A 9,488-nucleotide genomic window follows, 5' to 3' on the forward strand; every position below is an offset into this window, starting at 1 on the left:
GCGAGCCACGTTCACTCCCGCAGGGTCGCCCCGAACCGCTCGGCGGCCACGGCGACACCGGCGAGCTTCGCCTCGGTCGCTTCTGCCGCTGTCAAGGTGCGATCCTCCGCTCGGAAGCGCAGCGTGAAGGTCAAGCTCTTCGTCCCGTCGGCGATGCCGTCTCCGCGGTAGTCATCGACGAGCCGCAGGGATTCGAGCAGGTGACCCGCACCCTCGACGAGGGCAGCGCGAACGTCGCCGGCGGCCAGCGTGACCGGCACGACCAACGAGACATCCTGCGTCGCCGCCGGGAACGTCGACAGCGACTCGGCGACGACGAGGTCGCCCGCGAGGGACAGGATGCGGTCGAGGTCGAGTTCGAGCACGGTCGCGCGCCCCGGCAGGTCAGCGCCCTCGGCGACCGACGGGTGCAGTTCGCCGACGTATCCGACCTCGTCGCCGCCGACGAGCAGCGCGCCGGTGCGCCCCGGGTGAAGAGCTGCGCGTTCCGCCTGGGCGACGGTGATCTCGACGCCGGCGGCGGCCGAGATCACACGGACCGCATCCAGCGCCTCGGCGAGCCCCGCCGCCTCCGGTGCACGGCCGGGCTGCCGCGCCGCGACGTTGCCCGTCAGCAGCACCGCGACGTGGCGGTGCTGCGGTGGGATCGACGCGTTGAGCTCGGCGAGCGTCTCGTCCGAAGGCCGCACCGCGAGCGGCGGGACGGCGTCGGTGCCGTACGTCTCACCGGGCTCCGGGAGGAACACGACGCCGGTCTCGAACAGCGCGAGATCGGTGAGACCGCGCGAGATGTTGCGGTGCGCGATCTGCAGAAGCCCGGGGATCAGCGATCGCCGCAGGTACGGCACCTGGCCGTCGAGAGGGTTGGCGAGACGGATGCTGGGCAGGTGCGCTCCCGAGGCGGATCCGTGCAGATCGTTCTGCTCCTCGGTCGTGAACGGGAACGCGGGCGTCTCGACGAACCCGGCCGCAGCGAGGGCGTCGGCCACGCGACGGCGGCCGCGCTGCAGCGACGTGAGCCCGCGCCCGGACGGTGGCGTGGGCAGCACGGAGGGGATGCGGTCCAGTCCGTGGATGCGAGCGACCTCCTCCGCGAGCGTCCACTTGTCGGTGAGATCGGGGCGCCACGTCGGCGGGATGACCTGCCAGCCTGCCGCTCCCGCGCCGGTCGCCGGCACCTCGGTGACCTCGGCGCCGATCGTCGTCAGGGCTCCGACGACCTCGGCATCCGAGTACTCGACGCCGATGACGCCGTCCACGAAGCCACTTGGCAGCTCGATGCCCTCGATGAGGATCTCGGCGAACAGCGCTCCCCCCTCGTCGGTGAGCGTTCCCCCGGCGAGCTCGACCATGAGGTCGGCGACGCGGCGCGCGGCGACGAACGGGAGCAGCGGGTCGACACCGCGCTCGAAGCGCTTGGACGCTTCGCTGGGCAGCTTGTGCCGGCGCGCAACCCGCGCGATCGTGATCGGGTCGAAGATGGCGGCCTCGATGAGCACGTTGCGGGTGGTGCCACTCATCTCGGTGGCGCCGCCGCCCATGACGCCGGCGAGGCCGATCGGGCCGGAGTCGTCGGTGATGAGAAGGTCTTCGGTGTGAAGGGCTCGTTCCTGACCGTCGAGTGTCGTCAGCTTCTCGCCGGCGTGCGCGCGGCGCACGGTGATGCCACCGGCAAGCTTGTCGAGGTCGTACCCGTGGATGGGGTTGCCGAGCTCGAGCATGACGTAGTTGGTGATATCGATGAGGATGCCGAGCGAGCGCATGCCCGCGAGCGCCAGGCGTGCGACCATCCACGGCGGCGTCGGACGCGACGGATCGACGTTCCTGACGACGCGCGCGACGAATTCGCTGGCGCCCTGACGACCGCGGATCGGCGCCTGGTCGTCCACGACGATCGAGAAGCCCTCTCCCGGCGCGAGGTCGGCGAAGTCCCGCTCCGCCGGGTCGCGGAATGCGGCGCCCGTCGCGTGCGAGTACTCACGCGCCACCCCACGCAGCGAGAACGCGTAGCCACGATCGGGCGTGACGTTGATCTCGACGGCGACGTCGTCGAGCCCGAGCAGCGCGATCGCGTCGGTGCCGACCGGTGCGTCGACGCCGAGGTCGGCGAGCACCAGGATGCCGTTGTGCTCGTCGCCGAGGCCGAGCTCGCGGGCCGAGGCGATCATGCCGTCCGACACGTGACCGTAGGTCTTGCGGGCCGCGATCGGGAAGGGTCCGGGCAGCACGGCGCCCGGCAGGGTGACGACGACCTTGTCGTCGACGGCGAAGTTGCTCGCACCGCACACGATGCCTCGAGGCTCGGCTTCGCCGACGTCGACCTGACACCAGCGGATCGTCTTGCCGTTGGACTGCGGCTCATCCTCGAATGACACCACCCGGCCGACGACGACGGGGCCGGTGATCTCGAAGCGGTGGATGTCCTCCTCTTCGAACCCGACCCTCACCAATGCCTCGAGAACGCTCTCGGCCGTGGCGTCCGTTGCCACATCCACGTACTCACGCAACCACGAAAGCGGGACGCGCATCACACCACCATCCCGAACTGCTCGCTGAAGCGCACATCGCCCTCGGCCATGTCGCGCATGTCCTTCACATCGCTGCGGAACATCAGAGTCCGCTCGATCCCCATCCCGAAGGCGAACCCGCTGTAGACCTCGGGATCGATCCCGGCCGCGCGCAGCACGTTGGGGTTCACCATGCCGGAGCCGCCCCACTCGATCCAGCGGGCACCGCCCTTGAAGGTCGGGTGCCAGAGGTCGAGCTCGGCCGACGGCTCGGTGAAGGGGAAGTAGTTCGTCCGGAAGCGCGTCTTCGCCTCGGGGCCGAACATCTGTCGCGCGAAGTGATCGAGGGTGCCCTTGAGGTGCGCCATCGTGATGCCCTTGTCGATGACGAGCCCCTCGAACTGGCTGAACACCGGCAGGTGCGTCGCGTCGAACTCGTCGGTGCGGTAGGTGCGCCCCGGGCAGAGCACGTAGATCGGGAGGTCGCGCTCGAGCATCGAGCGCACCTGAACGGGGCTCGTATGGGTGCGCATGACCAGGTGGCGGGAGGCAGGGTCCACGTAGAACGTGTCCTGCTCCTGACGGGCGGGGTGGTCGACGTCGAAGTTCAGCGCGTCGAAGTTGAACCACTCGTGCTCGAGTTCGGGTCCTTCCGCGATCTCCCATCCCATGCCGACGAACACGTCGCAGACCTGGTCCTGAAGCAGGGAGAGCGGATGCCGCGCCCCGACGCGCGTGCGCGACGGCACAGCCGTGATGTCGACGCGTTCCGCCTCGAGGCGGGCAGCGACCTCCGCCTCGGCGAGCTCCGCCTCCTTCGCGGCCAATGCTTTGGCGACCTGACCGCGGCCCTGACCGATGAGCTTTCCGAACGCCGCCTTGTTCTCCGGCGCGACCTGCCTCATCGACGCATTGAGGATCGCCAGCGGCGATCCTTCGGCGACGTGCGCCGCGCGGGTGGCCTTCAGCTCGGCGGTGTCGGCCGATGCGCCGATCGCCGCGAGTGCTGCGGCAACGGCGGATTCGACCGCTTCGGGGGTGATCTCAGGTACGTCAGACACGAGACCTGAGTCTACCGGGGGCGGCAGGCGCCTCCGTCGCGCGAGGGCTCGCTCCTCAGAGCGGGCCGAACCTGCCGGTGGCTGCGGTGGGCGACCAGCCGAGCCGTTCCTGCTCGAGCGCGGCCGTGAGGCGCGGATGGCGGCTCGCGGCGCGGCGCAGCGAGATCCGGGCGCGTCCGATCACCGCCGACGGCACGACGAGCACCGATACGAGCAGCAGGAGCAGAGGCACGTCGATGACCAGGACCGAGCGGAAGTTCCCGCTGAGGAGCACCATCGAAACCAGAACGGCGTTGACGACCAGGAAGATCCCGGCGGCTGCGACGAGACCGGCGCGTGCGATGCCCGGTCCTCGTGCCGAGAGGATCACACCGGATCTCGGGATGCGGAAGCGCTCCCGGCGCAGCGCGAGCAGTGCGATGAGAGCGACGAGGGCACCGACGATCGCCGCCGGGAGGATCCTCGGAATGCCGGTCAGGGCGAACACGACGAAGGTGAGGAACACGGCGGAAAGGCCGATGCTCAGAAATGCCGCCCACATCCCGGCGCGCAGCGCCCGAGCATCCGCGATCTCTCGCAGCCTCGTTCCGAGCTCAGGTGGGGCCTTTGCTGGCGACGACGGATCGAGCCACTGCTCGAGCGTCCGACCCGTCGCGGACGGAGAGGAAGAATCGGGTTCGATGCCGATGGCGTGAGGACTCATCCGCCCGTGCTCGTGCCGTCGAACTTGCCGGCGCCGCGCTGCATCGCGATGAGTTCGGTGTTCGTGCCGCCCTCATGCACCCGAGGATCGGGCCCCGGGTCCGCCACCATTCCGCGCACCTTCGGCGAGTGGCGCGTACGGATCTCGACCCACCTGGCGATCCCCGAGAGGATGAGGCACATGAGGATGTAGATGCCACCGATGACGATCGCCGACTGCAGGATCGGCCGACCCTGCTGCGAGGTGAGCTGCTTGGCGTAGTACAGCAGTTCGGGGTAGGTGATGATGAACCCGAGCGCGGTGTCCTTCATCGTCACGACGAGTTGCGCCACGATCACGGGCAGCATCGCCCGGATCGCCTGCGGGAACAGGATGAGCCGCATCACGCCGCTCTTGCGCAGGCCGATCGCATACCCGGCCTCCTTCTGTCCGCGCGGGAGGGACTCGACGCCGGCGCGGAGCACCTCGGCGAGCACCGACCCGTTGTAGACCATGAGTGCGAGCACGACCGCCCAGTACGGCTCCATCTTCACGCCGATGACAGGCAGGCCGTAGTACAGCAGCATCATGAAGACGAGCACCGGCACGGCGCGGAACAGCTCGGTTATCACCGTGACCGGGATCCTCACCCACGCGTGGTCGGAAAGCCGCCCGATGGCGAGGACGAAGCCCAGAACGAGACTGAGCACCGCAGCGAGAGCGAAAGCGGCGAGAGTGTTGCCCAGGGCCTTGCCGATGCCGACCCACACGTTCGAGAACGTGAAGACGTACCACTTCTGCTCGGTGAACTGACCGGTGACGAGCATCCGGTACACCACGAAACCGATCGCGGCGAGCACCACGAGGATGGTGATGACGGCGAGGATGCGGTTGCGGGCGATGGCCCGGGGGCCGGGCACGTCGTAGAGCACGGAAGTCATCGCGCGATCCTCCATCGGTTCTCGAGATGGCGCTGCACGGCGCTCATCAGCAGCACCAGCACCACGAACACGACGGCAACCCAGAGCAGGACCTCCATCGGGTTGCCCGGCCGATCCGGCGCATCATTCACGGTGGCGCGGAGCGCCGCCAGCTCGGCGATCGAGAATCCTGCGGCGACCGTGGTGTTCTTGAGCAGTGCGATGAACACGCTCATCATCGGTGGCACGACCGAACGGAAGGCCTGTGGAAGCACGATGAGGGTCATCACCTGCCCGAACGGAAGTCCGATGGCGCGGGCAGCCTCGGCCTGGCCGACCGGCACGGTGTTGATGCCGGCGCGCAGCACTTCGGCGACGTACGTGGCCGTGTAGATGCCGATCGCGAGGATGCCGAGCACCAGGGCTGACAGCTTCGGCAGCCCGAGCGCCGGGTAGCCGAAGACGAAGATGAAGAAGACGAGGGTGAGCGGCGTGTTGCGCACCAGGTTCACGTAGACGGTGCCGACGGCGCGCGCGATCGGGATGGGAGACACCCGCATCGCGCCGACGATGACGCCGAGCACGAGCGCGATGAGCCCGCCGCCGAGGAAGACGAGCAGCGTGTTGCCGATCGCCTCGCTCCAGAGGTCGAGGTTTCCGAAGATGACGTCCACGCCACCCTCCCCTTCTTCAAAGAGTGCAGGGTGGCCTCCGCGGACGGAGGCCACCCCGTTCGATCAGTACGCGTCGACCTCGGGCTGCTCGACCTCGATGCCGGACTCACCCAGGTTGGCGTCGAAGATCGCCTGCCAGATGTCGCCGCCGTCGGTGAACAGCTCGTTGATGTGCGTGCGCAGCGCGTCGTCGCCCTTGGCGAGACCGACACCGTAGCGCTCCTCGGTGAACAGACCGCCGGTGACCTTCAGCTCGTCCGGGTACTGCGCGGCGTAGCCGATGAGGATGGCCTGGTCGGTGGTGACCGCGTCGACAGTGCCGTTGAGGAGGTCCTCGACGCAGGCGGAGTACAGGTCGTACTCCTTGGTCGTGATCTCGGGGAAGTTCGCCTTGATGTTCTGGATGGGCGTGGAGCCGGTCGCAGAGCAGACGGTCTTGCCGTTGAAGTCCTCGAGCGCCTCTGCCTCTTCGGCGTCGGCGGCGACGAGCAGACCCTGACCGGTGATGAAGTAAGGGCCGGCGAAGTCGATCTGCTCTTTGCGCTTGTCGTTGATGGAGTAGGTGCCGACGTAATAATCGATGTCACCGTTCACGATCGCCTGCTCGCGGTTCGCCGAAGCGATCGGCTTGAACTCGATCTTGTCCTCGTCGTAGCCGAGCGAGGCGGCGATCCAGCGGGCGATGTCGATGTCGAAACCGGTGCGCTCGCCCGAGGTGACGTCGAGGTAGCCGAGTCCCGGCTGGTCCTCCTTGACGCCGACGACGACCTTGTCACGCTCGGTGATCGCGTCGAACGTCGGGCTGCCTTCGAGCGTGACGTCCTCGGCGACCTCGAACCAGGTGCTGTCCTCGCCGCCCTCATCTCCACCGCCGGTGCCGGTGCCGCCGCCCGGGGTCGGGCTGCCGCTGTTGCAGGCGGTGAGTGCCAGCAGCGCTGCTGCGGCGATACCGATTCCTGCCAGTGTCCGTGTGCGTCGCATGTGCGTCTCCTTCGTGTGCTGTGGATGCAGGGTCTGTGAAGCTTGTATCAGTGCGTCAGGAGCTTCGAGAGGAAGTCCTTGGCGCGATCGCTCTTGGGGTTCGTGAAGAACTCCTCGGGCGTCGCCTCCTCGACGATGCGGCCGTCCGCCATGAAGACGACGCGATCGGCGGCCTTTCGGGCGAAGCCCATCTCGTGGGTGACGACGATCATCGTCATCCCCTCTGCGGCGAGTCCGACCATGACGTCGAGGACCTCGTTGATCATCTCGGGATCGAGCGCGCTGGTGGGCTCATCGAACAGCATCACCTTCGGCCGCATCGCCAGTGCTCTGGCGATCGCGACGCGCTGCTGCTGGCCACCCGAGAGCTGTGCCGGCAGCTTCTGCGCCTGCTGCGCGACCCCCACGCGCTCGAGGAGTGTCATCGCCTCCTTCTCGGCGTCGGCCTTCTTCAGGCCCCGCACCTTGATGGGACCGAGGGTCACGTTCTCGAGGATGGTGAGGTGCGCGAAGAGGTTGAACGACTGGAACACCATGCCGACATCGGCACGCAGCTGTGCGAGCCCCTTGCCCTCGGCCGGCAGCTCCTTGCCGTCGATGCTGATCGTGCCGCTGGTGATCGTCTCGAGCCGGTTGATCGTGCGGCAGAGCGTCGACTTGCCGGATCCCGACGGTCCGATCACGACCACGACCTCGCCGGAGTCGACCGTCAGGTCGATGTCGGTGAGCGCCTGGAAGTCGCCGTAGTGCTTCTGAACGTTGTCGACCACCACGAGGGGCGTGCCGACGCGCCCTGCGCTATCGCTTTGTGCCATGCCCCTTACATTAGGAGCAGACGCCGACCTGAGCGAGATCGACCCCCGGTGTTACACACTTGTAACCGGGAGAATCGCGGCTTCGACGATGGTCGAAGCGGTCAGATCCCGGCTTCGGCCCGCTGCGAGAACGCGCTCTCGTACAGGCACACACTCGCCGCTGTCGCCAGGTTCAACGACTCCGCACGCCCGAAGATCGGCAGCTTCAGCACGCGATCGGCGAGGGACAGCGCGGCATCCTCCAGCCCGCGCGCCTCGTTCCCGAAGAGCCAGGCGGTGGGACGCGCGAGCACCCCCTCCGCACGCGCCTGAAGCAGGTCGTCGCCCTTGACGTCGGCGGCGAGCACCTGCAGCCCGGCGGCGTGCGCACGCTCGACGACATCGGAGAGTTCGCCGGCGACCGAGAAGGGCAGGTGGAACAGCGAGCCGGTGGTGGCGCGGACCACCTTGGGGTTGTACGGATCGACGGTGCGGCCGGTCAGAACCACCGCGTCGGCGCCCGCAGCATCCGCCGCCCTGATGATCGTCCCGAGATTTCCGGGGTCGCGCACCTCCTCGCAGATCGCGACGAGGCGCGGTGACGCGGCGAAGATGTCGCGCACCGATGTGGGCGTCTGACGCACGACGGCGACGAGCCCCTGCGGAGTGACGGTGTCGGCCATCGCGTTGAGCACGTACTCGGTGACGTATTCGACCTCGACATCGTTCTCGGCCGCCGATGAGCGGATGTCGGGATGCCGCTCCCAGCCGGTCGGTGTGGCGAACAGTTCGACGATGGCATCCGGGCGATAGGTCAGCGCCTCGCGGACGGCTTGCGGCCCCTCGAGGAGGTACAGACCGGTCTCCGTTCGCGCGCTGCGCTTGGTCAGCTTCGCGACGGCACGGACTCGGGGGGACCGGGGGTTCTCCAGCACGCCTTCAGTCTAGAGAGTGGCACCGCGTCGGCGTGCGCTCGCGCAGCGTGATTCTCAGCAGGCCATCGCGCGATCCACCGGGCGCAGGTTCGCTCGCTAGGGTGCGGGGATGACGAGTGAAGCGTCCGGACGATCACCCCGACACCGCGCCGGCACCGCCGGAGGGCGAGCGACTCGCCTGCTGCTGTCGGGTCTTGCCCTCGTGGTCATCGCCGCCGGGCTCGCCGTTCACCGGTTCGTCGCCGGCGCCATCGGCGACATCGTCGGCGACGCCCTCTATGCCTGCCTGATCTATCTGCTGCTGGCGATCGTGTTCCCCGGTCTTCGCGCGACCCGGCTGGGGGCGCTCGCGGTCGCCGTGTGCGTGGGAGTGGAACTGCTGCAGCTGACGGGGCTTCCCGCGCTCTTGGCGGCGGCGCTTCCGCCGGCCGCCCTGGTTCTGGGCACGGGCTTCGATGCCAGGGATCTGGTCGTGTACGCCCTGGCGATCCTGGTCGCCGTGCTGGTTCACGGGGCGATCTCTGCACAGTGGCGGCAGGTGTCTCCGCGGGCCGACACGCAAGAGGGCGCCCTCCCGAAGGAGAGCGCCCTCTGAGTGAAGCAGCTTATGCGGCCGATTTCGGTGCGTTGACGTCGGAAGGCAGAGCCTTCTTGGCCGTCTCGATGAGCGAGGCGAACGTGGCTGCATCGTTGACCGCGAGGTCGGCGAGCATGCGACGGTCGACCGTGACGCCCGCGAGGCCGAGGCCCTGGATGAAACGGTTGTAGGTCATGCCGTTCTGGCGTGCAGCGGCGTTGATGCGCTGAATCCAGAGACGGCGGAAGTCGCCCTTGCGCTTGCGACGGTCCCGGTACGAGTAGACCAGGGAGTGGATGACCTGCTCCTTGGCCTTGCGGTAGAGGCGCGAACGCTGACCGCGGTAGCCGGAGGCGC

General features: G+C 68.2%; 10 protein-coding genes. 1 reads left to right on the forward strand and 9 read right to left on the reverse strand.

Translation table 11 applies throughout. The features are described from left to right. Positions 1–11 precede the first annotated feature (11 nt). From pheT to RIN18_RS15350, 8 genes are all read right to left on the reverse strand, one after another. Positions 12–2,528: a phenylalanine--tRNA ligase subunit beta gene (pheT, locus tag RIN18_RS15315; protein ID WP_309104854.1), complete on the reverse strand. Its 2,517-nt coding sequence runs from the start codon at positions 2,526–2,528 to the stop codon at positions 12–14. Then, complete coding sequence (pheS, locus tag RIN18_RS15320; protein ID WP_309104855.1) at positions 2,528–3,568, reverse strand: phenylalanine--tRNA ligase subunit alpha; 1,041 nt, start codon at positions 3,566–3,568, stop codon at positions 2,528–2,530. Before pheS ends, pheT begins: the two co-directional genes overlap by 1 nt. 55 nt (positions 3,569–3,623) lie before the next feature. Further along, positions 3,624–4,271, reverse strand: a complete 648-nt coding sequence (locus tag RIN18_RS15325) for a hypothetical protein (protein WP_309104856.1) — start codon at positions 4,269–4,271, stop codon at positions 3,624–3,626. Next, the gene (locus RIN18_RS15330) at positions 4,268–5,191 is read right to left on the reverse strand and encodes an amino acid ABC transporter permease (RefSeq protein ID WP_309104857.1); all 924 of its coding nucleotides are present in this window, start codon (positions 5,189–5,191) and stop codon (positions 4,268–4,270) included. The genes RIN18_RS15325 and RIN18_RS15330 overlap by 4 nt, the downstream gene beginning before the upstream one ends. Beyond that, positions 5,188–5,844 carry an amino acid ABC transporter permease gene (locus RIN18_RS15335; RefSeq protein WP_309104858.1) on the reverse strand — a complete coding sequence of 219 codons (657 nt, stop codon included), beginning with the start codon at positions 5,842–5,844 and terminating at the stop codon, positions 5,188–5,190. Before RIN18_RS15335 ends, RIN18_RS15330 begins: the two co-directional genes overlap by 4 nt. Positions 5,845–5,907: 63 nt before the next feature. Next, positions 5,908–6,825, reverse strand: coding sequence for a glutamate ABC transporter substrate-binding protein (locus tag RIN18_RS15340; RefSeq protein WP_309104859.1), 918 nt, complete (start codon positions 6,823–6,825; stop codon positions 5,908–5,910). A 47-nt stretch (positions 6,826–6,872) separates the two neighbouring features. After that, positions 6,873–7,640, reverse strand: coding sequence for an amino acid ABC transporter ATP-binding protein (locus RIN18_RS15345; RefSeq protein WP_309104860.1), 768 nt, complete (start codon positions 7,638–7,640; stop codon positions 6,873–6,875). Positions 7,641–7,741: 101 nt separating this feature from the next. Further along, entirely contained in the window at positions 7,742–8,554 is an 813-nt protein-coding gene (locus RIN18_RS15350) for an RNA methyltransferase (RefSeq protein ID WP_309104861.1), read from the reverse strand. A gap of 109 nt (positions 8,555–8,663) precedes the next feature. Here RIN18_RS15350 and RIN18_RS15355 point away from each other — a divergent pair, with 109 nt between their 5' ends. Continuing rightward, positions 8,664–9,149, forward strand: a complete 486-nt coding sequence (locus RIN18_RS15355) for a DUF2809 domain-containing protein (protein ID WP_309104862.1) — start codon at positions 8,664–8,666, stop codon at positions 9,147–9,149. 10 nt (positions 9,150–9,159) lie between these two features. Here the strand turns inward: RIN18_RS15355 and rplT are convergent. Further along, a partial coding sequence (gene rplT / locus RIN18_RS15360; protein ID WP_309104863.1) for a 50S ribosomal protein L20 occupies positions 9,160–9,488 on the reverse strand: 329 nt, incomplete at its 5' end.

This window comes from Microbacterium sp. (genome assembly GCF_031179285.1).
Taxonomy (GTDB): Bacteria; Actinomycetota; Actinomycetes; order Actinomycetales; family Microbacteriaceae; genus Microbacterium.

Excerpts from the sequence above, each read along its gene's own strand:
- RIN18_RS15330 (WP_309104857.1), bottom strand. The coding sequence starts at position 5,191 with ATGACTTCCGTGCTCTACGACGTGCCCGGCCCCCGGGCCATCGCCCGC.
- RIN18_RS15345 (WP_309104860.1), bottom strand. The coding sequence starts at position 7,640 with ATGGCACAAAGCGATAGCGCAGGGCGCGTCGGCACGCCCCTCGTGGTG.
- RIN18_RS15340 (WP_309104859.1), bottom strand. The coding sequence starts at position 6,825 with ATGCGACGCACACGGACACTGGCAGGAATCGGTATCGCCGCAGCAGCG.
- RIN18_RS15325 (WP_309104856.1), bottom strand. The coding sequence starts at position 4,271 with ATGAGTCCTCACGCCATCGGCATCGAACCCGATTCTTCCTCTCCGTCC.
- RIN18_RS15355 (WP_309104862.1), top strand. The coding sequence starts at position 8,664 with ATGACGAGTGAAGCGTCCGGACGATCACCCCGACACCGCGCCGGCACC.
- pheT (WP_309104854.1), bottom strand. The coding sequence starts at position 2,528 with ATGCGCGTCCCGCTTTCGTGGTTGCGTGAGTACGTGGATGTGGCAACG.